Source organism: Streptomyces sp. NPDC021622, from assembly GCF_040640795.1.
Taxonomy (GTDB): domain Bacteria; phylum Actinomycetota; class Actinomycetes; order Streptomycetales; family Streptomycetaceae; genus Streptomyces.
This window is the reverse complement of the sequence record NZ_JBFACK010000018.1, coordinates 1-16,496: the sequence shown is the minus strand read 5'-3', so window position 1 is coordinate 16,496 and position 16,496 is coordinate 1. Positions and strand designations below refer to the sequence as shown.

The window sequence follows — 16,496 nt, the reverse complement described above, 5'->3', positions numbered from 1 at the left end:
GCCTGCTTGCTGCTTGGCGCTGCTTGCTACTTGGCGCGGTCGAAGTCGATGGCGCTGTAGGCGCGCAGCTTCGAAAGCCGGTGGTCGGATTCGATCTTGCGGATCGTGCCCGACTTGGAGCGCATGACCAGCGACGAGGTCGACGCGGTCTCCGCGGCGTAGCGCACGCCCTGGAGCAGCTCGCCGTCGGTGATGCCCGTCGCGACGAAGAAGACGTTGTCCCCGCGGACCAGATCGGTCGTGGAGAGCGTGCGGTCCAGGTCGTGGCCCGCGTCGATCGCGCGCTGCCGCTCCGCGTCGTCCTTCGGCCACAGCTTGCCCTGGATCACACCGCCGAGGCACTTGATCGCGCAGGCCGAGATGATGCCTTCCGGGGTGCCGCCGATGCCCATGAGCATGTCGACGCCGGTGCCTTCGCGCACGGCCATGATCGAACCCGCGACGTCGCCGTCCGAGATGAACTTGATGCGCGCGCCGGTCTCGCGGATCTCCTTGACGATGCCCTCGTGGCGGGGGCGGTCGAGGATCATGACGGTGACGTCCTCGGGCGAACGGCCCTTGGCCTTGGCGACGCGGCGGATGTTCACGGAGGCCGGGGCGTTGATGTCGACGTAGTCGGCGGCCTCCGGACCCGTGACCAGCTTGTCCATGTAGAAGACCGCGGACGGGTCGAACATGGCGCCGCGGTCGGCGGCGGCGAGCACGGCGATGGCGTTCGGCATGCCCTTCGCGCACAGGGTCGTGCCGTCGATCGGGTCGACGGCGATGTCGACCTCGGCGCCGGTGCTGTCACCGATGCGCTCTCCGTTGAAGAGCATCGGGGCCTCGTCCTTCTCGCCCTCACCGATGACGACGACGCCGTTCATCGAGACGGTGGAGACGAGGGTCCGCATGGCCCTGACGGCGGCACCGTCGGCACCGATCTTGTCGCCGCGGCCGACCCAGCGGCCCGCGGCCATGGCGGCGGCCTCGGTGACCCGGACGAGTTCCAGGGCGAGGTTGCGGTCGGGGGCCTCGGGAGAGACTTCGAGCTCGGACGGGAGATGATGCTCGGTCATCGGAGAGCACCTTTCTGCTGATACAAAAAAGTGGCGCGCCCGTAGGGCGTCCTTGGAAGGGCGGTGGTGGGAGACGGGAGGGCGGCCGGATGAGGGTTTGGAATGACTCTATCCGCAGGCCGACAAAATGAGCAGAGGGCCCCACGCATGAGCGGACCGGACGCCGGTGCCCAGGGCGGGCGCAAGGGGTCCGCGGGGACCTGCGACGATGGGGCACGTGGCTGGAAGACAAGGCAAGCAGACCGTGCGGAACATGCTGTGGTCGATGGTGGTGATCTGCCTCGTCGCGGGCGTCATCTACATCTTCATCCCGCACGACGAGTCCAAGACCCCCGTCAAGCGCGTGGACTACCGCGTGGAGCTGCTGACCGCTCGCAGGGCCGCGGCGTATCCGGTGGCCGCGCCCGAGGGTCTGGCCAAGGCGTGGAAGCCGACGTCGGTCCGTTTCGACGGCGCCAAGCACGACAGCTGGCATCTGGGCTTCCTGGACCCGGACGGTGAGTACGTCGCGGTCAAGCAGTCCACGGGCAAGCCGTCCGAGTTCATCGACGAGGCCACGCAGCGCGCGGTGAAGACGAAGACCACCGAGGAGATCGGCGGCCGGACCTGGCAGCGCTACGAGGGCAAGACGTACGACGCCCTGGTGAGCCGGGACAAGGGCGCGACGACGGTGGTCGCGGGCACGGCGTCGTTCGGTCAGCTGACGGAGATGGCGCAGGCGCTGAAGACGTCCTGAAGCCTTCCTGAGGTCTTTTCCTCATCCCGCGTACGGCAATGCGAAGGGCCCCCGGCAGCTGCCGGGGGCCCTTCGCATTGCCGTACGCGGGTGCGGCTCAGACGGTCGTGATGACCTGGTCGATCTCCAGGCGCGGGGAGCGCGGGAACCAGGCGTCGTCGCCCGGCTTGCCGATGTTGATGACCATCACCGGGGTGTGGTCGTCGTCCAGGAACTCCTTCTGGACGCCGGCGAAGTCGAAGCCGGTCATCGGGCCCGCGGCCAGGCCGGCGGCGCGCACGCCGATGATGAAGTAGGCGGCCTGGAGGGCGGCGTTGAGGTGCGCGGCACCCTCACGGACCGGGCGCTCGGTGAAGAACATGTCCGCGGCCTGCGGGAAGTGCGGGAGCAGGGCCGGCAGCTCCTCGTGGAACTCGTTGTCCGCGGAGAGGATCGCGACGAGCGGGGCGCTCGCGGTCTTCGGCTGGTTGCCCTCGGCCATGTGCTTGACCAGGCGCTCGCGGGCCTCGGGGGAGCGGACGAGCGTGATGCGCAGCGAGGAGAGGTTGAAGGCGGTCGGGCCGAACTTGACCAGGTCGTAGATCGCCTGAACCTGCTCCTCGGTGACCGGCTCGTCGGTGAAGGTGTTCGCGGTGCGGGCCTCGCGGAAGAGCAGGTCCTGGGCGGCGGGGTCAAGGGCGAGAGACATGGATCAACCTTCTCGGTGCGTGCGTGGATCAGCTTGCTCGACCGAAGGTACGCCGCTGCGGTTTAAGATTCAACAAAAACCGGATCATGGTGATCCGCTTCACAACTTTCCGTACGGGGCGGGCGGGGAGATTCCGCCCCCGCCCGAACCCGGGCTCAGCCCTGGTCGTCGCCCTCGGCGTCCCCGTCGCCCTCGGGTCCGGCCAAGGCGGCGTCCAGCCTGGCCCGCGCCCCGTCCAGCCACCGCCGGCACACCTTGGACAGTTCCTCGCCCCGCTCCCACAGGGCGAGCGACTCCTCCAGGGTCGTGCCGCCCGCCTCCAGGCGGCGTACGACCTCGATGAGCTCGTCCCGCGCCTGCTCGTAGCCGAGCGCGTCCGCCGCGCCGGTGGCCTCGTCCGTCTTGCTGGTCATGTGCCCACCCTAAATGTCGACTTGTACGGTTCGTACGGTGAATTCGCCCTCGGCCACGCGTGCCCGCAACTCCTCGTCGGCGGCGACCTCGTCGGCGGCGCGCACCACGGCGCCGTCCGCCTTCTGCAGCACCGCGTACCCCCGCTGGAGGGTCGCGGCGGGGGAGAGGGCCACCACGCGCGCGTGGGTGTGCGTCAGCTCCGAACCGGCGCGGTCCAGGAGATGCCCGAGCGTGCGGCGGCTGCGGTCCACGAGGGCCGAGACCTGCTCCTCGCGCTCCTCGACCATGCGGTGCGGGTTCTCCATGGAGGGGCGGGCGAGGGCATGCGCGAGCCCGCGGTCCTCGCGCTGCAGGAAGGCGTCGATGCTGCGCCGCGCCCGGTCCCGCAGCCAGCGCACCCGCTCGTGCTCCTCGCCGACGTCCGGCACGACCTTCTTGGCGGCGTCCGTCGGAGTCGAGGCGCGCAGATCGGCGACGTAATCGAGCAGCGGATTGTCCGGCTCGTGCCCGATGGCGGAGACGACGGGCGTACGGCACGAGGCGACGGCCCGCACCAGCTGCTCGTCCGAGAACGGCAGCAGATCCTCGACGCTGCCGCCGCCGCGCGCCACGATGATCACGTCGACGTCATCGAGCGCGTCGAGGTCCTTCACGGCCTGCACGACCTGCGGAACGGCGTGTACGCCCTGGACGGGCACGTTGCGCACCTCGAAGCGGACGGCGGGCCAGCGGTGCCGGGCGTTCTCCAGCACGTCACGCTCGGCGGCGGAAGCGCGCCCCGTGACGAGCCCGATGAGCTGGGGCAGAAAGGGCAGGGCCTGCTTCCGCTCGGCGGCGAACAACCCCTCCCCGGCAAGACTCTTCTTCAACTGCTCGATCCGAGCAAGCAGTTCCCCGACACCCACCGGCTTTATCTCGGTGGCCCGCAGGGAGAGCTGCCCCCGGGGCGCGTACCACTCGGGCTTGGCGAGTACGACGACGCGGGCGCCCTCGGAGACGACGTCGGCGACGGCGTCGAACACCTGCCGATAACAGGTGACGCTGACCGAGATGTCGTGGGACGGATCCCGCAGCGTCATGAACACGACCCCGGCACCGGGCCGCCGCGACAACTGCGTGATCTGCCCCTCGACCCACACGGCACCAAGCCGATCGATCCACCCCCCGATGAGCCGAGACACCTCACCCACGGGCAACGGAGCATCAGCAGACGTATTGAGAGCCATCCCCCGAGCGTATAGGCCCCCACCGACAGTCCAACCGCCCAAAACCACCCCCACTGGCCAGGCCCCACCGACACCCCAACCCCCTAGAACCGCCCCCCACTGACCCAACGCCCAGGCCCACCGCCAACACCCACCCACCGCCCGGACGCTCGCCTACTGGCCCCCCCGACTCTTGGCTCGACGGCCGCCTACTAGCCCCCCACTCTTGGCCCGACACCCGCCCACTGCCCCCCCCAACCCTTGGCCCAACGCCCACCCCCTGGCCCACCCACCCCCACACCGCCGGGCAATCGGGTGGGTGGGCGGGAAAGATCCGCCGCGAAGCGGCGGCCCAGACAGGAGCCAACCCGCACAGACCGCGCAGCGGCGTCCACGACGCCCCCCGGGGCCAAGCCCCGCGCAACAGCCCGCAGGATCAGGATTCCCCCCGCCGAGCCCCCTGAAGGATCAGCACCGCAACCCCCACCGCGAACCAGATCAGCCCCACCACCTGCGCGGTCCCGGAAGCCTCGACAATCACCGCGACGGTGATCGCCGCCCCGAGCACGGGGATCAGCAGATGCCGCCACCAGCTCACCGCACCCCCACGCCGCCGCACCACGAACCACCCCACCACGCTCGCGTGCAACAGCACGAACGCCGAAAGCGCCCCGATGTCGACCACCGACACCAGGTGGTCCATCCCGTCGTCCCGCCGCGCCGCCCACACCGCGGCCACCATCGTCACCACGGCCGCGCACAACAGCGCGACCCGCGGCGTACCGGAATCCGTCCGCGACAGCACCCGCGGAAGCCGCCGGTCCCGCGCCATGGCGAAGAGCAGCCGCCCCGCCGCCGCCTGCCCGGCGAGCGCCGCGAACGCCGCGCCGATGGCCTTGCTGACGGCCACCGTGTCGTGCAGCCAGTCACCCACCGCCGAGTCGACGGCATCGTAGAAAGCAGACCCCTGTTTGCCCGGCTCCGCCGCCAGCTCCGCGGACGACAGCGGCTCCAGGAGGGCCACCAGATAGGTCTGGGCGATGAACAGCACACCCGCGAGCGCCAGACAGAACAGCACCGCCCGCGCCACCTTCGCCGAGCCCCCCGTCACCTCCTCCGCGAACGAGGCGATCGCGTCGAAGCCCAGATAGGACAGGACCGCCACCGACACCGCCCCCACCACAGCGGACAGCGCGAACGCCCCCTGCGAGCCATCCCCGGTCAGCGGCGAAAGCCAGTCCCGCTCAGCCCCGTCCCGTGCCAGGACAACGATCGCCGACACGATGAAGACGAGCAGGACCACGATCTCCATGGCGAGCACGAGGAACCCCACCCGCGCGGCCGCCCGCACGCCCCACAGGTTCAGCGCGGTCGTCACCAGGACCGCGATCGCCGTCCACACCCACCGGGACACAGAAGGCACCAGCGCCTCCATCGCGATCCCGGAGAAGAGATACGCCACCGCCGGAATCAGCAGATAGTCCAGCATCGCCATCCACCCGGCGATGAACCCGGCCCCGTTGCCGAGCCCCACGCGCGCGTACGCGAAGACGGAGCCCGCCTGGGGGACCACCCTCACCATCTGGGCGTAACTGAAAGCGGTGAACGCCATGGCGATCGTGGCGATGACGTAGACGAGCGCGACGGCCCCGTGCGATTTGGCGTCGAGCGTCCCGAAGACACCGACCGGCGCCATGGGGGCGATGAACAGCAGTCCGTAGACGACGAGATCCCGGAAGCCGAGACTGCGCCGCAGTCCGTCCCCTTCGACAGCGGTGCCGGTACCGGTACCAGGACCGGAATCCGCCGCACTGTCTGAGTTACCGGACATCTCGCCTCCGTAAGTGAACGCGGACCCCCAGTCTCCCCAAGAAGGCGATCTTTGACGCGCTGGGCTCGGCCTTACGATGGTGGGTATGACTGCTTCGACTCCTGCCCGCCGAGTCCTGCTCGCCGCCCCCCGCGGCTACTGCGCGGGTGTGGACCGTGCCGTGATCGCCGTCGAGAAGGCCCTTGAGCAGTACGGGTCCCCGATCTATGTCCGCCACGAGATCGTGCACAACAAGTACGTGGTGCAGACCCTGGAGAAGAAGGGCGCGATCTTCGTCGAGGAGACGGCGGAGGTCCCCGAGGGCTCCATCGTCATGTTCTCCGCGCACGGCGTCGCCCCGACCGTCCACGCCGAGGCCGCCGAGCGGAAGCTCGCCACCATCGACGCCACGTGCCCCCTCGTCACGAAGGTCCACAAAGAAGCGGTCCGCTTCGCCAAGGACGACTTCGACATCCTCCTGATCGGCCACGAGGGCCACGAGGAGGTCATCGGCACGTCCGGTGAGGCGCCCGACCACATCACGCTGGTCGACGGCCCCGACGACGTCGCGAACGTCGAGGTCCGCGACCCCGACAAGGTCGTCTGGCTCTCCCAGACCACGCTCTCGGTAGACGAGACGATGGAGACGGTAGACGCCCTGAAGACGAAGTTCCCGGGCCTCATCTCCCCTCCCAGCGACGACATCTGCTACGCCACGCAGAACCGCCAGATCGCCGTGAAGAAGCTCGCCGAGGACGCCGATCTCGTCATCGTCGTCGGTTCCAAGAACTCCTCGAACTCGATCCGCATGGTCGAGGTCGCCCTGGAGGCGGGCGTGCCGGCCTCGCACCTTGTCGACAACGCCGACGAGATCGACGAGGCCTGGCTGGAGGGCGTGACCACGGTCGGCCTGACCTCGGGCGCGTCCGTTCCCGACGTCCTGGTGGACGGCGTCATCGAGTGGCTCGCCGAGCGGGGCTACGGCGACGTGGAGACGGTGAAGACGGCCGAGGAGTCCATCACCTTCTCGCTGCCCAAGGAGCTCCGCCGCGACCTGCGCGCGGAGGCTGCGGAGCTCTCCGCCGAGAAGTGACTGTCAGTCCGGCGTCGTAACGTGGTGTCCATGCAGATCTTCGGTGTGGACATCGGCGGATCCGGGATCAAGGGCGCTCCCGTTGACCTGGACCGCGGAGACCTGGCACAAGAGAGGCACAAGGTCCTGACCCCGCATCCGGCCACGCCCGACGGCGTGGCCGACAAGGTGCGCGAGGTCGTCGAGCACTTCGCCTGGAAGGGCCCGGTCGGCGCCACGTTCCCCGGCGTGATCACCGACGGCACGGCGCGCACGGCGGCCAACGTCGACAAGAGCTGGATCGGTACGGACATCCAGGCCCTGGCGTCCGACCGGCTCGGCGGCGTCCCCGTCACCGTCCTGAACGACGCGGACGCGGCGGGCGTCGCCGAGATGCACTTCGGCGCGGGGCGCGGCCACAAGGGCACGGTCCTGCTGCTCACGTTCGGCACCGGCATCGGCAGCGCCCTCTTCACCGGCGGCCGCCTGGTCCCGAACACGGAGCTCGGCCACCTCGAACTGCACGGCCACGACGCGGAGAAGCGCGCCTCGTCCAAGGCCAAGGAGGACGAGGACCTGAGCTGGGAGCGCTGGGCGCGCAGGGTCCAGAAGTATCTGGCGCACGTCGAGATGCTGTTCTCGCCCGAGCTCGTCATCATCGGCGGCGGTGTGAGCCGCAAGGCCGAGAAGTTCCTGCCCCTGATCAAGGGCATCCGCGCGGAGCTGGTCCCGGCGCAGCTGCAGAACAACGCGGGCATCGTGGGCGCGGCGATGGCGGCCGCGGGCGAGGCCTAGCCCCCTTCGGGGTTACGTGGCGGGCATCCGCCGCCGAGGCGCCCGCGGCCCGGCGGCGGCAGCAGCGGCCCGCGCCCGCCGCCGCTGCGCCAGGAACCGGATCCGCCGGACGATCACGACGACCCCGGCGACCAGCGTCCCCCCGTACAGCCAGCCCGCGTGCAGCGCGAGCGCGGTGATCATCCCCATGAACTGCCCGCCGAAGCCGCCGCTGCCCCCCGAGACCGGCGGCAGCCCGGCCACGAAGGCGATCGGCACCGCGACCGGCGCGGTCACCAGGTCGACCGGCCGCACCCAGAACGCGGTCAGCGCACTGACGGGCACGAAAAGCACCCCATACGCGACGAGAGACCCGTTCGAGCTGCCGAAGAACAGCCACAGCAGACAGGCGAGCAGAAACATCGTCGCGGCACAGAAGAGCCCGGACCCGATACCGGTCAGACGCGGGTTGGGCATCCGGCGCAGCCAGCGGTAGCAGCGATAGAGCGGCAGCATGCGCAGTCTGCGTACGAAGGGCGGGGCGGGGCGGCGGGGGCGGGACGCGGCGCGGTAGACCGCCGACGATTCGGCGGGCCTGCCCTGCGGGGGCAGGGGCGCGGTGCGTCGTGGCCGGGCCGGATGCTGAGGGGGACGCGTCCTGTGTTGCTCCACCGGACCAACCTAGGTCGACCCATACTGATAATCCTGCCTGGGACACGCCCTTTGGCCGACCTTGGCCAAGCGTTCGATCCGCGAGCGGTACGCCGACGAGGGCCGGGCCCGCACGCCGTAGACTGGGGGATCGCCCCACGGTCGCTCTCCGGCCCTCAGGGCCGTCCACCCACAGCCCTCACGTACGGGAAGTCGCAACGTGTCGCTCACGATCGGAATCGTCGGTCTGCCCAATGTCGGCAAGTCGACCCTGTTCAACGCCCTGACCAAGAACGACGTGCTTGCGGCCAACTACCCGTTCGCCACGATCGAGCCCAACGTAGGCGTGGTCGGCGTCCCCGACCCCCGCCTCACCCAGCTCGCCGGAATCTTCAGCTCGCAGAAGATCCTTCCCGCCACGGTCGACTTCGTCGACATCGCGGGCATCGTGCGCGGCGCGAGCGAGGGCGAGGGCCTCGGCAACAAGTTCCTCGCGAACATCCGCGAGTCTGACGCGATCTGCCAGGTCATCCGTGCCTTCAAGGACGAGAACGTCGTCCACGTGGACGGTAAGGTCTCCCCGAAGAACGACATCGAGACGATCAACACCGAGCTGATCCTCGCCGACCTCCAGACCATCGAGAAGGTCCTCCCCCGCCTCCAGAAGGAGTCGCGGATCAAGAAGGACATCGCCCCGAAGGTGAAGGCGGTCGAGGAGGCCCAGGCGATCCTGGAGCGCGGCGACACGCTGTTCTCCGCGGGCATCGTCCAGGGCTCGGGCAACGAGGAACTCCTGCACGACCTGCACCTCCTCACCACCAAGCCCTTCCTCTACGTCTTCAACGTGGACGAGGACGAGCTGACGGACGACGACTTCAAGGCCGAGCAGCGCGCCCTGGTCGCCCCCGCCGAGGCGATCTTCCTCAACGCCAAGCTGGAGGCGGACCTCGCCGAGCTGGACGACGACGAGGCCCTCGAGCTCCTCCAGTCGGTCGGCCAGGAAGAGCCCGGCCTGGCCACCCTCGCCCACGTCGGCTTCCGCACCCTCGGCCTCCAGACCTACCTCACGGCAGGGCCCAAGGAGTCCCGCGCCTGGACGATCCCCCAGGGCGCGACGGCCCCCGAGGCGGCCGGTGTGATCCACACGGACTTCCAGAAGGGCTTCATCAAGGCCGAGGTCATCTCCTTCGCGGACCTGGTCGAAACGGGCTCGGTCGCCGACGCCCGCGCGGCCGGCAAGGCACGCATGGAGGGCAAGGAGTATGTGATGCAGGACGGGGACGTGGTGGAGTTCCGCTTCAACGTCTGACCCCCCGGGGGCCCTCCCCAGCCCGCACCGACGACGGCCCCGCCCCCCAAGGGGCGGGGCCGTCCTCGCGCGCTACCGGACCAGCACCCCGGCCGGCACCACCGCGTACCCGGTCGGCCGGGTCGTGAACGTCCCCCGGCCCTGCGTACGGCCGCGCAGGCGCGACGCGTAGCCGAACAGCTCGGCCAGCGGCACCGTTGCCGTGAGGACCGCCGTGCCGGCCCGCGTGGTCGAGGCCGAGACGCGGCCGCGGCGCGCCGCCAGGTCGCCGAGCACGGCCCCGACGGCGTCGTCCGGCACCGTGGCCGTCAGCTCGACGACCGGTTCGAGCAGGGCCATCTCGGCGGCCCGCAGCGCCTCACGGAGCGCGAAGCGGCCCGCCGTGCGGAACGCCATCTCCGAGGAGTCCTTGGAGTGGGTCGCCCCGTCGGTCAGCGTCACCCGCAGCCCCGTCACCGGATGGCCGCCGAGCGGGCCCTCCGCGAGAGCGTCCCGGCAACCGGCCTCCACCGCACGGACGTACTCCTGCGGCACCCGGCCGCCGACGACCGTGGAGTCGAACACAAAGGCGTGCGCCTCCAGTGGCTCGACATCGAGCACCACATGCGCGAACTGCCCCGCGCCTCCCTCCTGTTTGACATGCCGGTACGTCAGTCCTGGCACCCCGCGCACGACCGTCTCCCGGTAGGACACCTGCGGGCGGCCGACCTCGACGTCGAAGCCGTGCGTACGGCGGATCTTCTCCACCGCGACCTCCAGATGCAGTTCACCCATGCCGGAGAGCACCGTCTGGCCGGTCTCGGGGTCGACCCGCACGGCCAGCGAGGGGTCCTCCTCGACCAGGCGGGCAAGCGCCGACGACAGCCGTCCGGTGTCGACGTTCCTGCGGGCCTCGACCGCCACGGAGACCACCGCTGCCGCCACCGCGGGCGGTTCGAGGACCAGCGGGGCGCCGGGCGCGCACAGCGTGCTGCCGGCGCGTGCGGACTTCGGGCCGATCACGGCCACGATGTCGCCGGCGACCGCCCGGTCCAACTCCGCGTGGCGGTCGGCCTGTACGCGCAGGATGCGGCCGATGCGCTCGCCGCGGCCCGTGCCCGCGTTCATCACCGTGTCTCCCTTCGTGATCGTTCCCGAGTACACGCGCAGATACGTCATCCGTCCCGTCGCCGTCGCGTTCACCTTGAAGACGAGGCCGGCGAACGGCGCCGTCGGGTCGGCGGCGCGCTCCTGCACGGCGTCGTCCCAGCTCCCGCGCATCGCCGGTACGTCCTGCGGCGACGGCAGGTAGGACACCACGGCCTCCAGCAGCGGCTCGATGCCGCGGTTGCGGTAGGCCGAGCCGCACAGGACCACCACGCCCTCACCGCTGAGGGTGAGATCGCGCAGCGCGGCGGTCAGTGTCCCTGTCGAGAGCGCCGACGTCGTGCAGTACTCCTCCATCGCCGCCGGGTGGAGCTCGGCCACCGTCTCCTCCAGCAAGTGCCGCCGCCGGTCCGCCTGTTCGCGCAGAGCCGCGGGGATCGGGACCACTTCGTACGCGTCATGGGTGTCGTACGTATCGCCGCGGCCCGCGTGCCAGACCTGGGCGCGCATCCGCAGCAGGTCCACGACGCCCGTGAACTCGTCCTCCTGCCCGATCGGCAGCTGCACCACCAGCGGGACCGTGTGCAGCCGCTCCCGTATCGAGGCGACCGCCGTGTCGAGATCGGCGCCCGCGCGGTCCAGTTTGTTGACGAACGCGATCCGCGGCACGCCGTACCGATCGGCCTGCCGCCACACCGACTCGCTCTGCGGTTCGACGCCCGCGACGGCGTCGAACACCGCGACCGCCCCGTCGAGCACCCGCAGCGAACGCTCCACCTCGTCGGCGAAGTCGACATGGCCCGGCGTGTCGATCAGGTTGATCCGGTGGCCGTCCCAGGCACAGCTGACGGCCGCCGCGAAGATGGTGATCCCGCGGTCGCGTTCCTGCGCGTCGAAGTCGGTGACGGTCGTGCCGTCGTGGACCTCGCCTCGCTTGTGGGTGGCGCCGGTGAGGAACAGGATCCGTTCGGTGACGGTGGTCTTGCCGGCGTCGACGTGGGCGAGGATGCCGAGATTGCGGACGTTCGCCGATGAACGGGTGGACGGGGCAGGCAAGTTGGTGCGCATGGCCCAAGGCCTTTCGGTGTGCTCAGGAGCAGGGCAGCGCGATTTCCGGACGGGACTCCAAAGGGACTCCGGCGGAAGAGCGGAAGAGCCGAAGTGCGGAGTCAGCTTTTCGCGTCGCGGAGATTCGGTGACGGCCGCGCAGCCGTCACCGGGCGCACCAAGACACCGGGATCACGTCGTACCGCGACCGGGGAGCGCGGGCAGCAGTGCGGTCACACATGGCCCGGCCCCCTCACATGAATCGCTCGACGAAAGGCGCACCGCCTTGCCGTCGCGGCGCGCGCACCGAGCCTAAGCGAGCGGGCGGGCCGCGGGCACGGGAATTATTCGGCCGTCCGCGTGCCCCATTGAGTCCCACGCGCCTCCCATACGTACGTGGATGCATCAGCGGTCACACCGGGGCCGCCAGTCCCTCGTGCCCCCGGTGTGCCCAACACTCATGGGAGGTCAGCGACTTGAGCCATCGACGAGTCAACAAGAGGACCGGTGCGCTGATAGGGGCGGGTGCCGTCGCGATCGCCGCCGCGGCGACGCTGCTCCCGCACGCCAACGCGAGCGGCGCCAAGGACAAGCAGGACCAGGAGGCACGCGCGTACACCCAACGCTCGGCGGCCCGGGTCGGAACGTCGCTCGCGGCGGACCTCGGGGGCGGCGGCGCGGGCTGGTTCTACGACGGCGAGAAGCGCCAACTGGTCATGAACGTCACCGACGAGAGCTCCGCCGAGCGCGTGCGGGCCGAGGGCGCGGTGGCCAGGGTGGTGGAGAACAGCACCGCCGAGCTGAAGGCCGCGACCGGGACGCTGAGCGACAAGGCCGCGGTGCCCGGCACCTCGTGGGCGATCGACCCGAAGACCAACAAGGTGTCGGTGATCGCGGACCGGACGGTCACGCGTGGCGGCCTGGCCCAGCTGAACGCGGCCGCCGAGAGCATGGACGGAATGGTGACAGTCAAGCGGTCGGCGGGGGAGTTCAAGCCGTTCGCGGAGGGCGGGGACGCGATCTTCGGCGGCGGCTCACGCTGCTCGCTCGGCTTCAACGTCACCCTGCAAGGGGAGCCCGCCTTCCTCACCGCGGGCCACTGCGGCAACGCATCGCAGACCTGGACCGGTGATCAGGCAGGCGCCGAACCGCTCGGCACGGTCGTCGAATCGGTCTTCCCGGAGAGCGACTTCGCCCTGGTGAAGTACGACGACCCGGCCACCGAGGCGCCCAGCTCGGTCGACCTGCAGAATGGCTCGCAGCAGGAGATCACACAGGCCGCAGAGGCGAGCGTCGGCATGCAGGTGACCCGCAGCGGAAGCACCACGGGGACCTCCGAGGGCACGGTGACCGGCCTGGACGCCACGGTGAACTACGGCAACGGCGACATCGTCAACGGCCTGATCCAGACGGATGTGTGCGCCGAGCCGGGCGACAGCGGCGGCGCCATGTTCTCCGGCGACGCGGCCGTGGGCCTGACATCCGGCGGCAGCGGCGACTGCACGTCGGGAGGCGAGACCTTCTTCCAACCGGTGACCGACGCGCTGAGCGCCACGGGGGCCGAGCTCTGACAGGCCCGGCTCCGCACGCCGGCTACTGCACCGCGGGGACGCCGCCCTTGACCGGCTCGGCCAGCTCGCTCAACTGGCCGAGCTGACCGGCGACGGTCGGGACCTTGCCCCGGCGCTCCTCGGGAATCCCGGACTTGGCGAGCCCGTCGATCGTGTCGATGGGGGAGACGGGGGAGACGGGGGAGACGGGGGAGACGGGGGCGATGGGGGCGGTGGCGGCGTTCGCCGCGGGGGCGGCCAGGGCCGAGGCCCCGGCGGCGAGAGCGACGGCGGCAACGATGCGTCGTGTTGAAATCATGTTCTGCGCAACGGCTCTCCCCTGTGGTGGACACGGCCTTACGGCCGATTTCGCCAATGATGTACCTATCAGTGCCGTTACCTGCTGTCGGTGGCGCCGTTCAAAGGGAAGTACGGGCGCGTCCATGCGCCCGTACTCGTCAATTCAAAGGAGAACGTGATGTCTCGCATCGCGAAGGCAGCCGGCGTCGCTCTCGGCACGGGCGCCATGGTGCTCGGTGGGGCCGGTCTGGCCGCGGCGGACGCGGGGGCCAAGGGCATGGCCGTTGACTCTTCCGGCGTCCTGTCGGGGAACCTCGTCCAGGTCCCGGCCCACGTCCCGGCCAACGTCTGCGGCAACACCGTGAACGTCATCGGGGTGCTGAACCCGGCGTTCGGGAACACCTGCGTAAACAGCGACGGTGGCAACGGCAAGACCAAGAGCAAGAGCAAGGGCTACGGCCGCTGACCCTCGGCGCGAAGCCCCCGGCGGTGACCACCGCCGGGGGTTTTCTGTGATGACCGCTGCTGGACTTCTCTTACGTGAGGCCGGCCACGGCTGCCGGCGCCGTCTGCAACACCGGTGCGTGCAGGGCGGCATGGGGAAGCGCCGTCCCGGGGATGGGGCGTTCGCGCCGGGGGCGGGTCAGGGGGGCGCCGATCGAGGCCCCCGGTGTCGCGGTGTTCAGGTCTGATTCCGGCGCGGTGACGTCGAGTTGATCGGGACCGGTACTGCCGAGGGCGTCGGACAGGGGCGCCGCCACCCGGGTTGCGGGCAGTACGGTGCCGAACGGGACCTGCGGCAGGCTCGGGTCGGGGAACAGCCGGTCCTTCCCGATGTGCGGGCGGTCGGGCACGCCCGGCCTGGGGATCGGAACGCCGGTGCTGATCTCCGGGGCCTCGGTGTCCAGGGCCCATCCCAGGGCGCTGAGCGGGATGGCCACGGGGGCGTGCTCCGCGGCCTCGGCCGGAGCCGCCGACGCGGTCGCGGCGGCCACGCAGGTGATGAGACCCGCAAGAGTTCCTCGAGTAGTCGTCTTCATGACCGGGAAACGACCCCGCGGGCGGTATCAGCGCAGAATTCCCCCGGTCGCAGCAATTCCCCGATATTCAGCTGGTCCAGAAGTCCCACCAGCGGGTCAGGATCAGCATCCCGATCACGCCGACGTGCAGTACCGGAAGCACCCAGGTGAATGCGCCGAGGAACGTACGCAGCCCGGAGGGCGCGGGCAGCAGGCCGTTACGGATGTTGAACGACGTCACGTACCAGAACATGACGATCGTGGCGACCCAGGCCAGAGAGCACCACAGGCACAGCGAGTTGATCGTGTAGAGCGACTCGTACTGCAGCCAGGTGCAGAACCCCACCCCGAAGAGCGTGCCCGTGTTGAGGGACAGCCAGTACCAGCGCGGGAAGCGGGCCCGGCCCAGCAGGCCCACGCCGATACACATCACGACCGCGTACGCAGCGATGCCCAGCATCGGATTGGGGAACCCGAAGGCGGACGCCTGCTCGCTCTTCATGATGTTGCCGCACGAGACGACGGGATTGAGGCTGCAGCCCGGCGTGAAGTTCGGGTCCTCGAGCAGCTTGAACTTGTCCAGCGTGATGACCCACGCGGCAAGGAGGCCCGCTGCCCCCGTGATGACCAGAAGCAGCGCGAAGGCACGGCTGCCGGCGACACCGGGTGGTGCGTCCGTCTGGTGTGCGGGTGCTTCGGACGTACGGACTTCGGGCCTGCGGTCCTCCGGCGTACGTGCTCCGGGCAGAGGCGCCTCGGTGTGCATGGGCTGCGGTCCTCACTGAATTCGGGGGGGGGGGGGCGGCGGGCACGGCGCACTGGGTGTTGAGGTGCGGCACGTTCCGAGGGACGGCATGCCCCGAGGGCCGGTTCCGCGGAATCATCCGCGGAACCGGCCCTCGCCTTCGCGCGCCGTACGGCCGCGGCGGCGCTCCTCGGGGGAGCGCGTCAGCTGTTGGTGGCCTGGTTGCCGAACGCCGGGTTCAGGGCGCCGATCAGGTTGGCGGTGTTGCCCGAGACGTTCACCGGAACGTGGACCGGGAGCCGGCAGTGTTCATATTCAAACCTGCCCTTCGGGTCTTCGTTGCCTTATGGACTTGGCTGCGGGGGATTCCGCAGGGGCACGCCCAGGTATTTGGTTCCCTCATTCGGTGCAACAAGCCGAGAGGAAGGGGTGGAGCAGAGATCCGATTCAGCTCTACTTCGCGAGGGGAAGTCCGCCGAGAAGCTGCGACGGCGCGCCGTTGCCGCTCGCGCGCACCTTTTCCGTGGCACCCTTCACGGTGTTGACGACCGAGCTGGGGTTTTCGGAGTCGAGGGAGTTGGTGGCTACCGGGGACGCGTCGAGGGTCGACTGGGTGCCGATCGTGTTCAGTGCACCGTTCAGGCTGGTGGGCGTGAGGTCGGCGGCGAAGGCGGGTGCGGCGGCACCAGCGATGACCATGGATCCGGCAACGACAGCGGCAGCCTTCAGGGGCTTCATCGTGTTCCTTTCTTGGGCGACGGGTGGTCGCCAGAGGGGATTTTCACCGTTCACTTCGCCGTGGCTAACGAGCGCTCTGTACAGCGGAAACTCTGTGCGGCGGGAAATTCCAGGAACCCACCCGAACGAAGGCGGTGTCTCATGCTCGTATGAGATGGGCGGCGGGAAGGGCATAGGGCGCGGACATGAAAAGGCCGCCGCGCCGGCCCGGAAAGGCCGACGCGGCGGGGGCCCCGCGTCATCCGGGACGCCCACCGACACCTGCACCGCTACGACCGCGTCCGGCGCAAGGAC

At 69.9% G+C, this 16,496-nt stretch carries 17 protein-coding genes and 1 pseudogene; 6 read left to right on the top strand and 12 right to left on the bottom strand.

The annotated features are described in order from the left end of the window. Positions 1–26: 26 nt before the first annotated feature. On the bottom strand, positions 27–1,058 hold the full coding sequence (gene glpX, locus AB0G47_RS30865) for a class II fructose-bisphosphatase (protein WP_360776733.1): 1,032 nt from the start codon (positions 1,056–1,058) through the stop codon (positions 27–29). A 217-nt stretch (positions 1,059–1,275) separates the two neighbouring features. Here glpX and AB0G47_RS30860 point away from each other — a divergent pair, with 217 nt between their 5' ends. Next, positions 1,276–1,794: a DUF4245 domain-containing protein gene (locus AB0G47_RS30860; RefSeq protein ID WP_360776731.1), complete on the top strand. Its 519-nt coding sequence runs from the start codon at positions 1,276–1,278 to the stop codon at positions 1,792–1,794. Positions 1,795–1,891: 97 nt separating this feature from the next. Here the strand turns inward: AB0G47_RS30860 and AB0G47_RS30855 are convergent, their stop codons facing one another. The 4 genes from AB0G47_RS30855 to AB0G47_RS30840 all read right to left on the bottom strand — a co-directional run bounded on the left by AB0G47_RS30855 (position 1,892) and on the right by AB0G47_RS30840 (position 5,932). Beyond that, a complete protein-coding gene (locus AB0G47_RS30855; RefSeq protein ID WP_360776729.1) occupies positions 1,892–2,482 on the bottom strand; it encodes a malonic semialdehyde reductase in 591 nt (196 codons plus the stop codon). Between the two features lie 155 nt (positions 2,483–2,637). Further along, the gene (locus tag AB0G47_RS30850) at positions 2,638–2,895 is read right to left on the bottom strand and encodes an exodeoxyribonuclease VII small subunit (protein ID WP_266870437.1); all 258 of its coding nucleotides are present in this window, start codon (positions 2,893–2,895) and stop codon (positions 2,638–2,640) included. A gap of 9 nt (positions 2,896–2,904) precedes the next feature. Then, entirely contained in the window at positions 2,905–4,122 is a 1,218-nt protein-coding gene (gene xseA, locus AB0G47_RS30845; RefSeq protein ID WP_360776727.1) for an exodeoxyribonuclease VII large subunit, read from the bottom strand. 415 nt (positions 4,123–4,537) lie between these two features. Continuing rightward, positions 4,538–5,932: an APC family permease gene (locus AB0G47_RS30840; RefSeq protein WP_360776725.1), complete on the bottom strand. Its 1,395-nt coding sequence runs from the start codon at positions 5,930–5,932 to the stop codon at positions 4,538–4,540. An 85-nt stretch (positions 5,933–6,017) separates the two neighbouring features. On the opposite strand from AB0G47_RS30840, the gene AB0G47_RS30835 reads away from it, so the two are divergent. Together AB0G47_RS30835 and ppgK are read left to right on the top strand one after the other, a co-directional pair. Next, positions 6,018–7,004: a 4-hydroxy-3-methylbut-2-enyl diphosphate reductase gene (locus tag AB0G47_RS30835; RefSeq protein ID WP_266870440.1), complete on the top strand. Its 987-nt coding sequence runs from the start codon at positions 6,018–6,020 to the stop codon at positions 7,002–7,004. A 30-nt stretch (positions 7,005–7,034) separates the two neighbouring features. Then, positions 7,035–7,778: a polyphosphate--glucose phosphotransferase gene (ppgK, locus tag AB0G47_RS30830; protein ID WP_360776722.1), complete on the top strand. Its 744-nt coding sequence runs from the start codon at positions 7,035–7,037 to the stop codon at positions 7,776–7,778. A gap of 12 nt (positions 7,779–7,790) precedes the next feature. Here the strand turns inward: ppgK and AB0G47_RS30825 are convergent, their stop codons facing one another. Continuing rightward, positions 7,791–8,429: a DUF6542 domain-containing protein gene (locus AB0G47_RS30825; protein ID WP_360776720.1), complete on the bottom strand. Its 639-nt coding sequence runs from the start codon at positions 8,427–8,429 to the stop codon at positions 7,791–7,793. Between the two features lie 199 nt (positions 8,430–8,628). On the opposite strand from AB0G47_RS30825, the gene ychF reads away from it, so the two are divergent. After that, on the top strand, positions 8,629–9,717 hold the full coding sequence (gene ychF, locus AB0G47_RS30820) for a redox-regulated ATPase YchF (protein ID WP_360776718.1): 1,089 nt from the start codon (positions 8,629–8,631) through the stop codon (positions 9,715–9,717). Positions 9,718–9,789: 72 nt separating this feature from the next. Here the strand turns inward: ychF and fusA are convergent, their stop codons facing one another. Further along, a complete protein-coding gene (gene fusA, locus AB0G47_RS30815) occupies positions 9,790–11,871 on the bottom strand; it encodes an elongation factor G (RefSeq protein ID WP_360776716.1) in 2,082 nt (693 codons plus the stop codon). Between the two features lie 455 nt (positions 11,872–12,326). Between fusA and AB0G47_RS30810 the strand changes: the two genes are divergently transcribed. Continuing rightward, positions 12,327–13,421 (top strand): S1 family peptidase, encoded by a 1,095-nt coding sequence (locus AB0G47_RS30810; protein WP_360776713.1) that lies wholly within the window; start codon positions 12,327–12,329, stop codon positions 13,419–13,421. A gap of 22 nt (positions 13,422–13,443) precedes the next feature. On the opposite strand, the gene AB0G47_RS30805 is transcribed toward AB0G47_RS30810, so the two are convergent. Beyond that, positions 13,444–13,719, bottom strand: a complete 276-nt coding sequence (locus tag AB0G47_RS30805) for a hypothetical protein (RefSeq protein ID WP_360776711.1) — start codon at positions 13,717–13,719, stop codon at positions 13,444–13,446. Positions 13,720–13,878: 159 nt separating this feature from the next. On the opposite strand from AB0G47_RS30805, the gene AB0G47_RS30800 reads away from it, so the two are divergent. Beyond that, positions 13,879–14,166 (top strand): chaplin, encoded by a 288-nt coding sequence (locus AB0G47_RS30800; protein WP_360776709.1) that lies wholly within the window; start codon positions 13,879–13,881, stop codon positions 14,164–14,166. Positions 14,167–14,236: 70 nt separating this feature from the next. On the opposite strand, the gene AB0G47_RS30795 is transcribed toward AB0G47_RS30800, so the two are convergent. The 4 genes and pseudogenes from AB0G47_RS30795 to AB0G47_RS30780 all read right to left on the bottom strand — a co-directional run bounded on the left by AB0G47_RS30795 (position 14,237) and on the right by AB0G47_RS30780 (position 16,202). Beyond that, positions 14,237–14,695, bottom strand: coding sequence for a hypothetical protein (locus AB0G47_RS30795; RefSeq protein ID WP_360776707.1), 459 nt, complete (start codon positions 14,693–14,695; stop codon positions 14,237–14,239). Positions 14,696–14,807: 112 nt separating this feature from the next. Continuing rightward, complete coding sequence (locus AB0G47_RS30790) at positions 14,808–15,485, bottom strand: vitamin K epoxide reductase family protein (protein WP_360776705.1); 678 nt, start codon at positions 15,483–15,485, stop codon at positions 14,808–14,810. Positions 15,486–15,667: 182 nt separating this feature from the next. After that, positions 15,668–15,754 (bottom strand): annotated as a pseudogene (locus AB0G47_RS30785) (chaplin family protein); the annotation flags it as partial. 163 nt (positions 15,755–15,917) lie between these two features. Continuing rightward, complete coding sequence (locus AB0G47_RS30780) at positions 15,918–16,202, bottom strand: hypothetical protein (RefSeq protein WP_360776703.1); 285 nt, start codon at positions 16,200–16,202, stop codon at positions 15,918–15,920. Positions 16,203–16,496 lie beyond the last annotated feature (294 nt).

Coding starts and splice junctions, on each gene's coding strand:
- AB0G47_RS30850 (WP_266870437.1), bottom strand. CDS start 2,895: ATGACCAGCAAGACGGACGAGGCCACCGGCGCGGCGGACGCGCTCGGC.
- AB0G47_RS30835 (WP_266870440.1), top strand. CDS start 6,018: ATGACTGCTTCGACTCCTGCCCGCCGAGTCCTGCTCGCCGCCCCCCGC.
- AB0G47_RS30780 (WP_360776703.1), bottom strand. CDS start 16,202: ATGAAGCCCCTGAAGGCTGCCGCTGTCGTTGCCGGATCCATGGTCATC.
- AB0G47_RS30805 (WP_360776711.1), bottom strand. CDS start 13,719: ATGATTTCAACACGACGCATCGTTGCCGCCGTCGCTCTCGCCGCCGGG.
- xseA (WP_360776727.1), bottom strand. CDS start 4,122: ATGGCTCTCAATACGTCTGCTGATGCTCCGTTGCCCGTGGGTGAGGTG.
- AB0G47_RS30790 (WP_360776705.1), bottom strand. CDS start 15,485: ATGCACACCGAGGCGCCTCTGCCCGGAGCACGTACGCCGGAGGACCGC.
- AB0G47_RS30840 (WP_360776725.1), bottom strand. CDS start 5,932: ATGTCCGGTAACTCAGACAGTGCGGCGGATTCCGGTCCTGGTACCGGT.
- fusA (WP_360776716.1), bottom strand. CDS start 11,871: ATGCGCACCAACTTGCCTGCCCCGTCCACCCGTTCATCGGCGAACGTC.
- glpX (WP_360776733.1), bottom strand. CDS start 1,058: ATGACCGAGCATCATCTCCCGTCCGAGCTCGAAGTCTCTCCCGAGGCC.
- ppgK (WP_360776722.1), top strand. CDS start 7,035: ATGCAGATCTTCGGTGTGGACATCGGCGGATCCGGGATCAAGGGCGCT.
- AB0G47_RS30855 (WP_360776729.1), bottom strand. CDS start 2,482: ATGTCTCTCGCCCTTGACCCCGCCGCCCAGGACCTGCTCTTCCGCGAG.
- AB0G47_RS30800 (WP_360776709.1), top strand. CDS start 13,879: ATGTCTCGCATCGCGAAGGCAGCCGGCGTCGCTCTCGGCACGGGCGCC.